The organism is Enterobacter sp. MGH 38 (assembly GCF_000492855.1).
GTDB classification, from domain to species: Bacteria; Pseudomonadota; Gammaproteobacteria; order Enterobacterales; family Enterobacteriaceae; genus Enterobacter; species Enterobacter hormaechei_C.
On the sequence record NZ_KI535607.1, the window covers coordinates 612,257 to 627,990 of the forward strand.

Sequence of the window (15,734 nt, forward strand, 5' to 3'; positions counted from 1 at the left end):
CTTCGCATCCTCGCGACTAATGACAACCGACACCCCCATGGGTGAAGCCTCTCATTAGCCGCGCGAACCTCTGCAATGAAGATCATTTATAGCAACAATACAATAGTTTCCATTGAATTGCTGCCGTCTGGTTGAAAAAAGGGGCCATCAGGCCCCCTTTTCTGAAACTCGCAAGAATTAGCGACGCAGACCCAGACGCTCGATCAGCGCGGTGTAGCGTGCAACATCTTTACGCTTCAGGTAGTCGAGCAGTTTACGACGCTGAGAAACCATACGCAGCAGACCACGACGGCTGTGGTGATCTTTTTTGTGCTCTGCAAAGTGACCTTGCAGGTGGTTAATCTGTGCAGTCAGCAGTGCAACCTGAACTTCGGTAGAACCGCTGTCGTTAGTACCACGACCAAACTCAGAAACGATTTTAGCTTTAGCTTCAACGCTTAGAGACATTTTCAAACTCCAAAGTATAAAGAATGTAAGGATGCCGATCTCTAATTCAGCTATCCCATGTACGCCCCGCAGATTGTTAAACAATTTACCAGGCGTTAAGCGGCGATATTCTACTCGTCTCCCCTGCTTATCGCAAGGTAAGGCGTTATCACCGTCACGCTTCGACCGGATATTCGACGACCAGACGACGCGGCGCCACACGCCCTTCGCCGTCCATTTCGCCCATACCGATGAATTTCCCTTCGTCACCTTCCGTCACGCGTACCAGGCCCTCAAGCGGTGCCCCCGTTGTGCGAACCGGGTTTCCGTTCTTAAAGTAAACGGACGATGTTAAAGGAAGATTAACAACCGGGAAGTCCACTGCCGGACTGTCCATTGGCATCAGCAGGGGGTCCAGCAGATCGGCCGGCGCAACGCCCTGCGCTTGCGCCTGCTCAATCAGGGCGTGCAGATGCTCAAGCGTCACCATGCGTTCGACCGGATATTTGCTGACCGCCAGACGACGCAGATAAATCACATGCGCGCCGCAGCCCAGCTTTTCACCGAGGTCATCAATGATGGTGCGGATATAGGTCCCTTTCGAACAGTGTACTTCCAGCTCGAGTTCATCACCTTCGTGACGAATGAACAGCAGCTCATACACGGTAATCGGACGAGCTTCGCGCGGAACCTCAATGCCCTGACGTGCATATTCGTAGAGCTTTTTGCCCTGATATTTCAGCGCCGAATACATCGACGGCACCTGTAGCGTATCACCACGGAAGCTGTCCAGCGCCGCATCAAGTTGCTCTGCGCTGAAGGTCACCGGGCGCTCTTCCACCACCTGGCCATCTGCATCGGAGGTATCCGTGCGCTGGCCCAGTTTGGCAATCACGCGGTAGCGCTTATCGGAATCCAGCAGGTACTGGGAAAACTTTGTCGCTTCCCCCAGGCAGATCGGCAGCATGCCGGTTGCCAGCGGATCCAGCGCGCCAGTGTGCCCTGCTCGGTTGGCGTTATAAATACGCTTCACTTTTTGCAGCACGTCGTTGCTGGATGCGCCCTGTGGTTTATCCAGCAACAGCACGCCATGCACGTCACGACCGCGACGACGAGGACGACTCATCAGTCCTCCTTGCTGTCGTCCGCCGGGTTAACACGACGCTCATCGTCATGTTTCACCACGCTGGTCACCAGGTTGGACATACGCATACCTTCAACCAGCGAGTTGTCGTAGAAGAAGGTCAGCTCTGGCACGATACGCAGGCGCATCGCTTTGCCAAGCAGAGAGCGAATGAAACCAGAGGCTTCCTGCAACGCTTTAATGCCGTTCTTCACAGCGTCTTCATCCTGGTCATTCAGGAAAGTTACAAACACTTTGGCGTACGCCAGGTCGCGGGACATTTCCACGCCAGACACGGTGGTCATCATACCCACGCGTGGATCTTTGATTTCACGTTGCAGAATGAGAGCGATCTCTTTCTGCATCTCCTGCGCGACGCGCTGTGGGCGACCAAATTCTTTCGCCATAATAAATTCTCCAGACAAAAAAGGGGCTTAAGCCCCTTTTTAAAATTACTGCCGGGTGGCGCTTCGCTTACCCGGCCTACGCTCATTAATCTTCTGTTGACGAAGATTACGCGATGGTACGCTGAATTTCGATGATCTCGAACACTTCGATCATATCGCCAACGCGAACGTCGTTGTAGTTCTTCACGCCGATACCACATTCCATGCCGTTACGGACTTCGTTAACGTCATCTTTGAAGCGGCGCAGGGATTCCAGCTCACCTTCGTAGATAACCACGTTGTCACGCAGCACGCGGATTGGGTTGTGACGCTTGATGGTCCCTTCGGTAACCATACAGCCCGCGATCGCACCGAATTTCGGTGATTTGAACACGTCACGTACTTCAGCCAGACCGATGATCTGCTGTTTCAGCTCAGGAGACAGCATGCCGCTCATCGCTGCTTTCACTTCGTCAATCAGGTTATAGATGACGGAGTAGTAACGCAGATCCAGGCTTTCAGCATCAATCACTTTACGCGCAGATGCGTCAGCACGAACGTTGAAGCCAACCAGGATCGCGTTTGACGCTGCTGCCAGAGTTGCGTCGGTTTCGGTGATACCACCTACGCCAGAACCGATGATCTTCACTTTCACTTCGTCGGTAGACAGTTTCAGCAAGGAGTCGGAGATCGCTTCCACAGAACCCTGAACGTCCGCTTTCAGAACAACGTTCACTTCGTGAACTTCGCCTTCGGTCATGTTGGCGAACATATTCTCGAGTTTAGATTTCTGCTGACGAGCCAGCTTCACTTCACGGAATTTACCCTGACGATACAGAGCGACTTCACGCGCTTTCTTCTCGTCACGTACGACGGTTACTTCGTCACCGGCAGCCGGAACACCGGACAGCCCCAGGATTTCCACTGGAATGGACGGACCCGCTTCCAGCACTTCCTGACCCAGTTCGTTACGCATCGCGCGAACGCGACCGTATTCGAAACCACACAGAACGATGTCGCCCTTGTGCAGAGTACCTTCGCGAACCAGAACGGTTGCAACCGGACCACGACCTTTATCCAGGAAGGATTCGATTACCGCGCCGCTCGCCATACCTTTACGAACCGCTTTCAGCTCCAGAACTTCAGCCTGAAGCAGGATGGCGTTCAGCAGGTCGTCGATACCGGTACCCGCTTTTGCAGATACAGGGATGAACTGTGCTTCACCGCCCCACTCTTCCGGCATAACGCCGTACTGGGACAGTTCGTTCTTCACGCGATCCATATCGGCTTCTGGCTTATCGATTTTGTTGACTGCAACAACCAGAGGCACCTGCGCCGCTTTCGCGTGCTGGATAGCTTCAATGGTCTGTGGCATCACGCCATCGTCGGCAGCAACAACCAGAACAACGATATCCGTTGCCTGAGCACCACGAGCACGCATTGAGGTAAACGCTGCGTGGCCTGGGGTATCCAGGAAGGTGATCATGCCGTTTTCGGTTTCTACGTGGTAAGCACCGATGTGCTGGGTAATACCACCCGCTTCGCCGGAGGCAACCTTAGTAGAACGAATGTAGTCAAGCAGAGAGGTTTTACCGTGGTCAACGTGGCCCATGATGGTCACAACCGGTGCGCGCGGTTCAGCCGCTGCGCCCGTATCACGGTCGCTCATGACTGCTTCTTCCAGCTCGTTTTCACGACGCAGGATAACTTTGTGGCCCATCTCTTCGGCAACCAGCTGTGCGGTTTCCTGGTCGATGACCTGGTTGATGGTGGCCATTGCGCCCAGTTTCATCATCGCTTTGATGACCTGAGAGCCTTTCACCGCCATCTTGTTAGCCAGTTCGCCAACGGTGATGGTTTCGCCGATCACAACGTCACGGTTAACGGCCTGAGCAGGCTTCTGGAAGCCCTGCTGGAGAGCGGAACCTTTACGCTTACCACCTTTACCGCCGCGAACCGCTGCACGCGCTTCTTCACGGTCAGCTTTTGATTCAGCGTGTTTGTTACCTTTTTTCGCAGGACGCGCAGCTTTTGCACTGCGAGTACGACCACGACCACCTTCTACTTCGCGGTCGTTGTCGTCTTCTGCCTGACGCGCATGCTGAGACGTGGTGACGTGATAATCGCTGGTATCTTCAGTTGGTTCAGCGGTATTCACACCATTCTTCTCGTTTTCTTCTGCCATGCGACGCGCTTCTTCGGCGACGCGGCGAGCTTCTTCTTCAAGCTTGCGGCGGGCTTCTTCTTCCGCTTTACGCTTCAGCTCGGCAGCTTCATTTTCACGGCGGGCTTTTTCAGCCTGGGCAGTTTTGGTCATTTCGTCGGTCTGTTGATTGCTCACTTTGTCTTTTTCCGCAGCGTCACGCTTCGCTTTTTCACCGGCGTCGCGTTTCGCTTTTTCTGCGGCCTCACGTTCAGCTTTTAATTCTGCTTCACGTTTGGCAGTGGCTTCTGCCTCACGCTGAGCTTGTTCTTCCGCTTCACGCTGTGCCTGCTCTTCCGCGGCAAGGCGTTCTGCCTCTTGCGGATCACGTTTTACAAAGGTGCGCGTCTTGCGGACTTCAATTTGTACCGACTTGCTTTTGCCACCGGTACCAGGGATGTTCAACGTGCTACGCGTTTTACGCTGTAGCGTTAACTTGTCAGGCGTAGAGCCGTGTTCACGGTTCAGGTGCGCTAACAAGGTTTGTTTTTCTTGCGCGGTCACCGAGTCATCAGCGGACTTCGGGATCCCTGCATCAGCAAATTGCTGTACCAGGCGGTCCACGGAGGTCTGAATCTCAGCAGCCAGCGATTTTACAGTTACATCAGTCATGCTGTTCCTTCCTGCTACAGTTTATTACGCTTCGTCGCCGAACCAGCAAATATTACGTGCGGCCATGATGAGTTCGCCGGCTTTCTCGTCGGTTAAACCTTCGATATCGGCCAGGTCATCAACGCCTTGCTCAGCGAGATCTTCCAGCGTACAAACACCACGGGCAGCCAGCTTGAACGCAATCGCACGATCAAGACCTTCCAGATTCAGCAGGTCATCAGCCGGCTTCTTATCGCCAAGGCTTTCTTCCTGAGCCAGCGCCAGGGTGGTCAGTGCGTTTTTAGCGCGTTCACGCAGGGCTTCAACGGTTGGTTCATCCAGACCGTCAATTTCCAGCAGCTCTTTCATTGGCACGTAGGCCAGTTCTTCCAGCGTAGAGAAACCTTCTTCAACCAGCACAGTGGCGAAGTCTTCGTCAATGTCCAGGTATTTGGTGAAGGTATCGATCGCCGCGTGGGCTTCAGCCTGATGCTTGGCCTGAAGGTCATCAACGGTCATCACGTTGAGTTCCCAGCCGCTCAGCTGTGACGCCAGACGTACGTTCTGACCGTTACGGCCAATCGCCTGCGCCAGGTTGCCCGCTTCTACAGCGATATCCATGGTGTGTTTGTCTTCGTCAACAACGATAGACGCCACATCAGCCGGTGCCATTGCGTTGATCACGAACTGCGCCGGGTTGTCGTCCCACAGAACGATATCAATGCGCTCGCCGCCCAGTTCGGTAGAAACCGCCTGAACACGTGCGCCACGCATACCGACGCAAGCACCGACCGGGTCGATACGCTTGTCGTTGGTTTTCACCGCAATTTTCGCACGGGAGCCCGGATCGCGGGCCGCCGCTTTGATTTCGATAACTTCTTCGCCGATTTCCGGCACTTCGATACGGAACAGTTCAACCAGCATTTCTGGTTTAGAACGCGTCACGAACAGCTGTGCACCACGCGCTTCAGGACGTACGGCATACAGCACACCACGAATACGATCGCCTGGGCGGAAGTTTTCACGCGGCAGCATGTCTTCGCGCAGGATGACGGCTTCAGCGTTACCCGGCAGTCCTTCGGATTTGATCTCCAGAGAGATGTTGTCGCGGTTCACTTTCTTCACCACGCCAGTGATGATTTCGCCTTCCTGATCGCGGAACTGATCGACAACCAGCGCGCGCTCGGCTTCGCGAACTTTCTGCACGATAACCTGCTTCGCGGTCTGGGTGGTGATACGGTCGAAGGTAACAGATTCAATCTGATCTTCAACGTAGTCACCCACGTTCAGACTTTCGTCTTCAAAACGTGCCGCTTCCAGGGTGATCTCTTTGGTCGGTTGGGTCACTTCTTCAACGATTACCCAACGACGGAATGTATCGAAGTCACCGCTTTTACGATCGATTTCTACGCGAACATCGATCTCTTGTTCGTATTTTTTCTTGGTTGCTGTAGCCAGTGCACTTTCCAGCGCTTCGAAAATCTTCTCACGCGGCAGTGATTTCTCGTTGGAGACGGCTTCAACAACAGCCAAAATTTCTTTGTTCATCGCGGGCTTTTCACCTCAATCCAGACTGTTAAAAGTGGGGAACCAGGTTCGCCTTCTGGATATTACTCAGCGCGAACACTTCATCTTTGCCTTCGACTGTCACCGTGATCATTTCACCATCAACGGCTTTGATAATTCCCTGCCATTTACGGCGATTCTGTACGGCCATACGCAGAACGAGAGCCACTTCTTCACCGGTAAAGCGCACGTAGTGCTCGGCCGTGAACATCGGACGATCGAGGCCAGGTGAGGAAACTTCCAGGTTGTACGCAACGGTAATCGGATCTTCAACATCAAGAACCGCACTCACCTGGTGGCTGACATCAGCACAATCATCAACATTGATGCCATCTTCACTATCAATATAGATGCGCAGTGTGGATGTACGGCCGCGAACGAATTCGATGCCGACCAGTTCGTAGCCCAGTGCTTCGACCGGCGCAGTAATCATCTCTGTTAATTTTTGCTCTAATGTGGACAAGCCCACCCCCAAGACATAAAAAAAGGGCGTAAAGCCCAGTTATTCTGTAGTCAGATAACAAAAAACCCCGATAAATCGGGGCTTTAGATAACTGAACCCTATAGCCACAACTGTGGCCTGGAGCACTCTCCGAAAGCATTTTTTCAAATCCAGCTACGAAGGCTCTAAGTCTTCACAGTATATTTGAAAAAGAACTTTATGGGAAAGTGGTTGCGGGGGCCGGATTTGAACCGACGACCTTCGGGTTATGAGCCCGACGAGCTACCAGGCTGCTCCACCCCGCGCCTGAAACGTGGCAAATTCTACGCGTTTTGGACAGAATTTGCAAATAATGCTGGGATTTGGTACCGAAGACGGGACGTAAAATCGGCATTCAGTATATTGATAGTTGACCCCACCTGTCAACCCAACTTCGGCCAGGGCAATAAAAGGGAAATTTTTACAAAAAACGCACACGTCTCTTTCGGTCGTCGATAAAAGATGATTAAATGAATACTCACTTATTTTGCATAAACATGCATCGAGAGCGAAAGCGGTCTCTAATCAGTCAATCAAGCAGGGTTTTATTATATGACGACGATTCTCAAGCATCTCCCGGTAGGACAACGTATTGGCATCGCTTTTTCTGGCGGCCTGGATACCAGCGCTGCACTGCTGTGGATGCGCCAGAAGGGAGCGGTTCCTTATGCATATACTGCGAACCTGGGTCAGCCGGACGAGGAAGATTATGACGCGATCCCTCGTCGTGCCATGGAATATGGCGCAGAGAACGCACGTCTGATCGACTGCCGTAAGCAGCTGGTCGCCGAAGGGATTGCCGCGATCCAGTGCGGTGCTTTCCATAACACTACCGGCGGCCTGACCTATTTCAATACCACCCCGCTGGGTCGTGCCGTCACCGGCACTATGCTGGTCGCCGCCATGAAAGAAGATGGCGTGAACATCTGGGGGGACGGTAGCACCTATAAAGGCAACGATATTGAACGTTTCTATCGTTATGGCCTGCTGACCAACGCCGAGTTGCAGATCTACAAACCGTGGCTGGATACCGACTTCATCGACGAGCTGGGTGGCCGCCATGAAATGTCTGAGTTTATGATTGCCTGCGGCTTTGACTACAAGATGTCGGTTGAGAAAGCCTACTCAACCGACTCCAACATGCTGGGTGCGACGCATGAAGCGAAAGACCTGGAATTCCTGAATTCCAGCGTAAAAATTGTTAACCCGATCATGGGCGTGAAGTTCTGGGATGAGAACGTTAAGATCCCGGCGGAAGAAGTGACCGTGCGTTTCGAACGTGGTCATCCGGTTGCCCTGAACGGTAAAACGTTCTCCGACGATGTTGAACTGATGCTGGAAGCAAACCGCATCGGCGGTCGTCACGGGCTGGGTATGAGCGATCAGATCGAAAACCGTATCATCGAAGCAAAAAGCCGCGGCATTTACGAAGCTCCAGGGATGGCGCTGCTGCACATCGCTTATGAGCGTCTGCTGACCGGTATTCACAACGAAGACACCATTGAGCAGTATCACGCTCATGGCCGTCAGCTGGGCAAACTGCTGTATCAGGGTCGCTGGTTTGATCCACAGGCGCTGATGCTGCGTGACGCCCTGCAACGTTGGGTGGCAAGCGCCATCACCGGCGAAGTGACCCTGGAACTGCGTCGCGGTAACGACTACTCCATCCTGAACACCGTGTCTGACAACCTGACCTATAAAGCAGAGCGTCTGACCATGGAGAAAGGTGAGTCAGTATTCTCTCCGGACGATCGTATTGGCCAGCTGACCATGCGTAACCTGGACATCACCGATACCCGTGAGAAGCTGTTCAACTATGTTGAGAATGGCCTGCTCTCCGCCAGTTCCGGTAATGGCCTCCCACAGGTTGAGAACCTGGAACACAGCGATAAGAAATAATCGATAATGAAACATGCAAAAGGCGCCCATTGGGCGCCTTTTTTATTTGGTATTTGTAGTCTTCGTAGGCCAGGTAAGCGCAGCGCTACCGGGCAAAACGGCGGGTGGCGCTGCGCTTACCCGCCCTACAATAGATCGGAAACACAGAATATAGAGACGAAAAAAAAGACGTCTTGCGACGTCTTTCTTCTGGAATATTGGTACCGAGGATGGGACTCGAACCCACAAGCCCGTTAGGGCACTACCACCTCAAGGTAGCGTGTCTACCAATTCCACCACCTCGGTACGGAATACTTACTGCGGGATATCGCTGGTTGGCTTAGCCGGTGCAGCTGGCTGAGTTTGCTCAGTTTTTGCTGGCGCGCTCAGATTTTCCCACTCGCTTCCTTTACTGGTCTTGTTGCTGTTGATATTGCCCAGCACCAGACTGATAATGAAGAACAGCGTAGCCAGAATCGCCGTCGTGCGGGTCATGAAGTTCGCAGAACCACTTGAACCGAACAGCGTACCAGAAGCGCCTGCTCCGAAGGAGGCTCCCATATCAGCGCCTTTACCTTGCTGTAGCATAATCAGCGCTACGAGAGCGATGGCTACAATAAGGAAAATAACTAAAAGAGCTTCGTACATAATCAACCTGTTCCTTGCGGATTTGCCGCATACCAATGCTTCGACCAATTAGCAGGATTTTGTTTCCCACTGAAGCGGGTGTGAATACTAACCAAAGCGAATCACCTTCGCAAGGGCATTTTCGAGGCATTGTATCAACTGCGGAAAAAAACAGCAAAAAGCCATTAATTGTTTAAAACAAAGGCGGCAAACGCCGCCTTTTTAAACACTTATTCTGAAAGATTATGCAGCTTTGACTGCATCCGCAATGCGGTGCGCAAATTCAGTCACCTGCGCTTCGTCTTCGCCTTCCACCATCACGCGGATCAGCGGCTCGGTACCCGACTTACGCAGCAGGACGCGCCCACGGCTGCCAAGCGTCGCTTCCACCTCTGCCATCACCGCTTTCACGTTATCATTTTCCAGCGGGTCACCTTTACCCGCGGTGAAACGCACGTTGACCAGGATCTGCGGGAACATTTTCATGCCGCTGCACAGATCGTGCAGGCTCATATGGTTACGCGCCATCGCGGCAACAACCTGAAGCGCCGCCACAATGCCGTCACCGGTGGTGGTTTTATCGAGCAGGATCACGTGGCCGGAGTTTTCCGCGCCAATACGCCAGCCTTTCTCCTGGAGTTTTTCCAGCACGTAGCGGTCACCCACCTTCGCACGAACAAACGGGATGCCCAGCTGTTTCAGCGCCAGTTCCAGACCCATATTGCTCATCAAAGTGCCCACCGCGCCACCGCGCAGTTGCCCCTGACGCAGGCCTTCACGCGCAATGATGTAGAGGATCTGATCGCCATCGACCTTGTTACCTTCGTGATCAACCATGATCACACGGTCACCATCGCCATCCAGGGCAATACCCAGATCGGCCTTTTCAGCCAGGACACGCGCTTGCAAGGCACGCACGTCTGTCGCGCCAACTTCTTCGTTGATGTTCAGACCGTCCGGCTCGCAGCCGATAGTGATCACTTTCGCACCCAGCTCGCGGAACACATTCGGCGCAATGTGGTAAGTCGCACCGTTTGCACAGTCCACCACAATTTTGAGGTGTGCCAGGCTCAGTTCATTCGGGAAAGTGCCTTTGCAGAATTCAATGTAGCGGCCTGCGGCATCGACAATACGGTTGGCTTTACCCAGCTCAGCGGAGTCAACACAGGTGATCTCTTTTTCCATTTCCGCTTCAATCGCCTCTTCCACGTCATCCGGCAGTTTAGTGCCGTCGATGGAGAAGAATTTGATACCGTTGTCATAGAACGGGTTATGGGAAGCGGAAATGACGATGCCCGCTTCCGCACGGAAGGTGCGGGTCAGATAGGCAACAGCAGGAGTCGGCATTGGCCCCGTAAAGGAAGCTGAAAGCCCCGCCGCCGCCAGCCCGGCTTCCAGCGCGGATTCCAGCATATAACCCGAAATACGGGTATCTTTACCAATAATGATCTTACGGGAGCCATGACGCGCCAGCACTTTCCCCGCTGCCCAGCCCAGCTTCAGGACAAAGTCAGGGGTAATTGGCGCATCGCCTACGCGCCCACGGATGCCATCGGTACCAAAATATTTACGATTACTCATAGCGTTTGTTTTCCTTCGCTGCCAGTGTGGCTTCCACCACACGCATGGCTTCTACTGTTTCTTTTACGTCATGGACGCGAATGATGTGTGCACCTTGCATCGCGGCAATCACCGCGCAGGCCAGACTGCCGCTCAGACGTTCGCTCGGCCCGACATTCAACAACTGACCAATCATCGATTTTCTCGACATTCCCACCAGCAGTGGCAGGCCGAACTGATGAAACTCTGATAAGCGCGCAAGCAACGCGTAATTGTGTGAGAGATTTTTACCGAAACCGAAGCCCGGGTCGAGCAGCAATTTCTCTTTTGCGACACCCGCACGTTCACAGCGTTCGATATGCTCAATAAAGAAGCGGGTGACGTCGGCAAACACGTCTTCATATTTTGGCGCCTCCTGCATTGTCTTAGGCTGGCCCTGCATATGCATCAGACACACCGGTAGCCCGGTTTCTGCGGCGGCTTCAATCGCGCCCGGCTCGGTCAACGAGCGGATATCATTGATAATGTGAGCGCCCACTCTCGCCACTTCACGGATCACTTCGGGTTTGGAGGTATCAACAGAGATCCACACTTCAAAGCGCCGGGCGATAGCCTCCACCACCGGCACCACGCGCGCCAGCTCTTCTTCCACCGAAACCTCCGCCGCGCCAGGTCGCGTTGACTCCCCTCCAACGTCAATGATGGTGGCACCCGCGTTAATCATTAAATTCGCGTGTTTAACCGCGTCGATAAGCGAATTATGCGTGCCGCCGTCAGAGAAGGAATCAGGCGTGACATTCAGGATCCCCATCACATGGGGATGTGAAAGGTCGAGATGCGAGTCCTGGGCGAATAGTTTCATGGTGAAGTCCCTGGGATTAATGTGGTTAAACAGATAAGAAAAACCCCGGAGCAAGCTCCAGGGTTTGAGATACAGACAAACGCTTCAACAGCAGTGACTTACTTGTCGCCTAACTGCTCTGACATGGTGTTGCCCGGGTTTGGCGTACGCGGTTCATCGACCGGACGCGGCGCACGCGGGGTGCCATTGTTGTCAGAATTGTTAGACGCGCCTGGGTCTTCCCAGCCTGCCGGCGGACGCACTTCGCGGCGCGCCATCAGGTCGTCAATCTGCGGTGCATCGATGGTCTCATATTTCATGAGCGCATCTTTCATCGAATGCAGGATGTCCATATTGTCGTTCAGGATCTGACGGGCGCGAGCGTAGTTACGTTCAATCAGCGCTTTCACTTCCTGGTCGATGATACGTGCCGTTTCATCGGACATATGTTTCGCTTTTGCCACGGAGCGGCCCAGGAACACCTCGCCCTCTTCCTCTGCATACAGCAGCGGACCGAGTTTGTCGGAGAAGCCCCACTGAGTCACCATGTTACGCGCCAGGTTTGTCGCCACTTTAATATCGTTCGACGCACCGGTGGAAACATGTTCCGCACCGTAGATAATCTCTTCAGCCAGACGACCGCCGTACAGGGTTGAAATCTGGCTTTCCAGCTTCTGACGGCTGGCGCTGATCGCGTCGCCTTCAGGCAGGAAGAAGGTCACACCCAGCGCACGACCGCGTGGAATGATCGTCACCTTGTGTACCGGATCGTGTTCCGGCACCAGACGACCGATAATCGCGTGGCCCGCTTCGTGATATGCCGTGGACTCTTTCTGCGCTTCCGTCATCACCATGGAGCGACGTTCCGCACCCATCATGATTTTGTCTTTCGCTTTCTCAAATTCCACCATGGACACCACGCGCTTGTTACCGCGAGCGGCAAACAGGGCTGCTTCGTTGACCAGGTTAGCCAGATCCGCACCGGAGAAGCCTGGAGTACCACGCGCGATGATTGCCGCGTCGATATCTGGCGCCAGCGGTACGCGACGCATATGCACTTTCAGAATCTGTTCACGACCGCGAACATCCGGCAGACCGACCACAACCTGGCGGTCGAAACGGCCTGGACGCAGCAGCGCAGGGTCAAGTACGTCCGGACGGTTAGTTGCCGCGATAACGATGATACCTTCGTTACCTTCGAAGCCGTCCATCTCAACCAGCATCTGGTTCAGCGTCTGCTCACGTTCATCGTGACCACCACCCAGGCCTGCGCCACGCTGGCGGCCTACGGCGTCGATTTCATCGATGAAGATGATGCACGGTGCTGCCTTCTTAGCCTGCTCGAACATGTCACGCACACGAGATGCACCGACACCCACGAACATTTCAACGAAGTCAGAACCTGAAATAGTAAAGAACGGCACCTTCGCTTCACCCGCGATGGCTTTTGCCAGCAGGGTTTTACCGGTACCCGGAGGGCCGACCATCAGGACGCCTTTCGGGATCTTACCGCCCAGTTTCTGGAAACGGCTCGGCTCGCGTAGGTATTCAACCAGTTCACCCACCTCTTCTTTTGCTTCGTCACAACCTGCTACGTCAGCAAACGTGGTCTTGATCTGGTCTTCCGTCAGCATACGCGCCTTGCTCTTACCGAACGACATGGCACCTTTGCCACCACCGCCCTGCATCTGGCGCATAAAGAAGATCCAGACGCCGATAAGAAGCAGCATCGGGAACCAGGAAATGAAGATAGAAGCCAGCAGGCTTGGTTCTTCCGGCGGCTCGCCTACCACTTTGACGTTTTTGGTCAGTAGGTTATCAAGCAGCTTAGGATCGTTCACCGGGATGTAAGTCGTGTAACGGTTACTATCTTTCTTGGTAACGTTGATCTCACGTCCGTTGATACGCGCTTCGCGAACCTGGTCCTGATTGACCTCTTGCAGGAAGGTAGAATAATCCACCTTGCGGCCATTCGACTCGCTGGGCCCAAAGCTCTGGAATACTGACATCAGCACAACGGCAATGACCAGCCAGAGTATTAGGTTTTTCGCCATGTCACTCAAGGGATTAACCTCATATTACAACTGTGTTAAAAACAGCGTCAGGATACTCTATATCCAGTTTCATTCAAACTTTCGTCTGAAATCTCCCGGTTATCATTTTCGCCCGGTCGCTACAATATACACTTCACGGGAACGGGCCCGGGAAGAGTCCGGCTTACGAACTTTGACCTTCGCAAACAGGGAGCGAATTTCCTTAAGATACTCCTCGAAACCTTCGCCCTGAAACACCTTCACAACAAAACTACCACCAGGCGCTAGTACATCACGACACATTTCTAACGCTAGTTCCACCAGATACATGGCGCGGGGGATATCCACCGCCGGTGTTCCACACATATTTGGCGCCATATCCGACATGACAACCTGGACCTTACTGTCACCTACACGATCAAGTAATGCTTTAAGCACTAATTCATCACGAAAGTCGCCCTGAAGGAAGTCGACACCGACGATGGGATCCATTGGTAAAAGATCGCATGCGATGATTCGGCCCGTTCCGCCGATCTGCGTAACCGCATACTGGGACCACCCGCCAGGTGCCGCACCGAGGTCGACCACCGTCATTCCCGGTTTAAAAAGTTTGTCACTTTGCTGTATTTCATCAAGTTTAAACCAGGCGCGGGAACGCAACCCCTTTTTCTGCGCCTGTTGAACATATTTATCGCTAAAGTGTTCCTGAAGCCAGCGGCTGGAGCTGGCAGAACGCTTTTTACCTGTCATTTAACATTTCCGTCCTGGTTCATCGTTGCTTGCCTGTGACGTAAATTTCTACGCAGCTATTTGGCGATATTAGGGAGATGGCGGTAGAATGAACCGTTTTCAATCCCAACGTAAGCAAAAATATACGATGAATCTGAGTACTAAACAAAAACAGCACCTTAAAGGTCTGGCACATCCGCTCAAGCCTGTAGTGATGCTTGGCAACAATGGTTTGACCGAAGGGGTGCTTGCCGAGATTGAACAAGCGCTGGAACACCACGAGCTGATCAAGGTGAAAATCGCCTCTGAAGACAGAGACACTAAAAACCTGATCGTGGAAGCCATCGTGCGCGAAACCGGCGCCTGTAATGTACAGGTCATCGGTAAAACGCTGGTGCTCTATCGCCCATCTAAAGAGCGCAAAATCTCGCTGCCACGTTAAGGATATCCTGAATCGAACACATTTTCTGTGTGAAACGAGGGATTTCTTTCAGCAGGCGAGCAAAATGCCATGCTCCTTGAGTTGATAAAAGGCCGCTATGCGGCCTTTTTCTTTTCTTTACAATGTATCAACATCTTAGTAGAGAAGCGAATTACAGATATTCAACCTTAATAATTTCGTATTCTACTTCACCACCAGGGGTGCGGATGGTGACCACATCGTCCTGCTCTTTGCCAATCAGGCCACGAGCAATTGGCGAGTTCACCGAAATCAGGTTCTGTTTGAAGTCCGCTTCATCATCACCCACGATGCGATAGGTCTGCTCTTCGTCGTTGTCCAGATTCAGGACGCTGACGGTAGAACCGAAGATAACACGGCCATTATTTGGCATTTTGGTGATATCAATAACCTGCGCGTTAGACAGTTTCGCCTCGATATCTTTAATGCGCCCCTCACAGAAACCCTGCTGCTCACGCGCCGCGTGGTATTCAGCATTCTCTTTCAGGTCGCCATGCTCACGCGCTTCCGCGATAGCGGCGATGATTTCAGGGCGACGCACGGATTTCAGAAAATCCAGCTCTTCGCGCAGTTTTTCGGCACCACGTAAGGTCATCGGAATAGCTTGCATTTGTTATACCTCTTAAACATTCCTGTTGGGAGCAGTGTTCCCTGCTCCAGCCCACCTGAACAGGCCAGAAGCAAAAAGAAAACCGACCCGGGAGCAACGCCCCAGGTCAGCAGCAATTTTTCAATTTGATACGCATTTTACCGCGAAGTTCACTATGGGTCATCGTTTACTTTACAGTGCCATGCACCGTAGTATGACGGTTTGTTTTCGGGTTGTTAGC

The 15,734-nt window shown here is 53.0% G+C and carries 14 protein-coding genes and 2 tRNA genes; 2 read left to right on the forward strand and 14 right to left on the reverse strand.

From position 1 onward, the window contains the following. Positions 1-177: 177 nt before the first annotated feature. The 7 genes from rpsO to L384_RS17965 form a co-directional block, all read right to left on the reverse strand. The gene (gene rpsO, locus L384_RS17995; RefSeq protein WP_003861789.1) at positions 178-447 is read right to left on the reverse strand and encodes a 30S ribosomal protein S15; all 270 of its coding nucleotides are present in this window, start codon (positions 445-447) and stop codon (positions 178-180) included. A 154-nt stretch (positions 448-601) separates the two neighbouring features. Beyond that, positions 602-1,552, reverse strand: coding sequence for a tRNA pseudouridine(55) synthase TruB (gene truB, locus L384_RS17990; protein WP_003861791.1), 951 nt, complete (start codon positions 1,550-1,552; stop codon positions 602-604). Further along, positions 1,552-1,956 (reverse strand): 30S ribosome-binding factor RbfA, encoded by a 405-nt coding sequence (rbfA, locus tag L384_RS17985; RefSeq protein ID WP_003861793.1) that lies wholly within the window; start codon positions 1,954-1,956, stop codon positions 1,552-1,554. The genes truB and rbfA overlap by 1 nt, the downstream gene beginning before the upstream one ends. Positions 1,957-2,062: 106 nt before the next feature. Then, positions 2,063-4,750 carry a translation initiation factor IF-2 gene (infB, locus tag L384_RS17980; RefSeq protein ID WP_003861796.1) on the reverse strand — a complete coding sequence of 896 codons (2,688 nt, stop codon included), beginning with the start codon at positions 4,748-4,750 and terminating at the stop codon, positions 2,063-2,065. A 24-nt stretch (positions 4,751-4,774) separates the two neighbouring features. Continuing rightward, positions 4,775-6,277 (reverse strand): transcription termination factor NusA, encoded by a 1,503-nt coding sequence (nusA, locus tag L384_RS17975; protein WP_003861798.1) that lies wholly within the window; start codon positions 6,275-6,277, stop codon positions 4,775-4,777. Positions 6,278-6,305: 28 nt separating this feature from the next. Beyond that, a complete protein-coding gene (gene rimP / locus L384_RS17970) occupies positions 6,306-6,758 on the reverse strand; it encodes a ribosome maturation factor RimP (protein ID WP_014833432.1) in 453 nt (150 codons plus the stop codon). 207 nt (positions 6,759-6,965) lie between these two features. Beyond that, positions 6,966-7,042, reverse strand: a tRNA-Met gene (locus L384_RS17965). 286 nt (positions 7,043-7,328) lie between these two features. Between L384_RS17965 and argG the strand changes: the two genes are divergently transcribed. Continuing rightward, a complete protein-coding gene (argG, locus tag L384_RS17960) occupies positions 7,329-8,675 on the forward strand; it encodes an argininosuccinate synthase (RefSeq protein WP_023323785.1) in 1,347 nt (448 codons plus the stop codon). Positions 8,676-8,873: 198 nt separating this feature from the next. Here argG and L384_RS17955 read toward each other — a convergent pair. The 6 genes from L384_RS17955 to rlmE form a co-directional block, all read right to left on the reverse strand. Further along, positions 8,874-8,960 (reverse strand) — tRNA-Leu (locus tag L384_RS17955). Between the two features lie 9 nt (positions 8,961-8,969). Continuing rightward, positions 8,970-9,302: a preprotein translocase subunit SecG gene (secG, locus tag L384_RS17950; protein WP_003861803.1), complete on the reverse strand. Its 333-nt coding sequence runs from the start codon at positions 9,300-9,302 to the stop codon at positions 8,970-8,972. 222 nt (positions 9,303-9,524) lie between these two features. Beyond that, complete coding sequence (gene glmM / locus L384_RS17945) at positions 9,525-10,862, reverse strand: phosphoglucosamine mutase (protein ID WP_003861804.1); 1,338 nt, start codon at positions 10,860-10,862, stop codon at positions 9,525-9,527. After that, positions 10,855-11,703, reverse strand: coding sequence for a dihydropteroate synthase (gene folP, locus L384_RS17940; protein ID WP_023323786.1), 849 nt, complete (start codon positions 11,701-11,703; stop codon positions 10,855-10,857). Before folP ends, glmM begins: the two co-directional genes overlap by 8 nt. Positions 11,704-11,801: 98 nt before the next feature. Then, positions 11,802-13,736, reverse strand: a complete 1,935-nt coding sequence (gene ftsH / locus L384_RS17935; protein WP_003861810.1) for an ATP-dependent zinc metalloprotease FtsH — start codon at positions 13,734-13,736, stop codon at positions 11,802-11,804. Between the two features lie 102 nt (positions 13,737-13,838). Beyond that, complete coding sequence (gene rlmE, locus L384_RS17930) at positions 13,839-14,465, reverse strand: 23S rRNA (uridine(2552)-2'-O)-methyltransferase RlmE (protein WP_003861812.1); 627 nt, start codon at positions 14,463-14,465, stop codon at positions 13,839-13,841. Between the two features lie 127 nt (positions 14,466-14,592). Here rlmE and yhbY point away from each other — a divergent pair, with 127 nt between their 5' ends. After that, positions 14,593-14,886 (forward strand): ribosome assembly RNA-binding protein YhbY, encoded by a 294-nt coding sequence (gene yhbY / locus L384_RS17925; protein WP_003861814.1) that lies wholly within the window; start codon positions 14,593-14,595, stop codon positions 14,884-14,886. A gap of 151 nt (positions 14,887-15,037) precedes the next feature. Here the strand turns inward: yhbY and greA are convergent, their stop codons facing one another. Then, the gene (gene greA, locus L384_RS17920; RefSeq protein ID WP_006812122.1) at positions 15,038-15,514 is read right to left on the reverse strand and encodes a transcription elongation factor GreA; all 477 of its coding nucleotides are present in this window, start codon (positions 15,512-15,514) and stop codon (positions 15,038-15,040) included. Between the last annotated feature and the right edge of the window lie 220 nt (positions 15,515-15,734).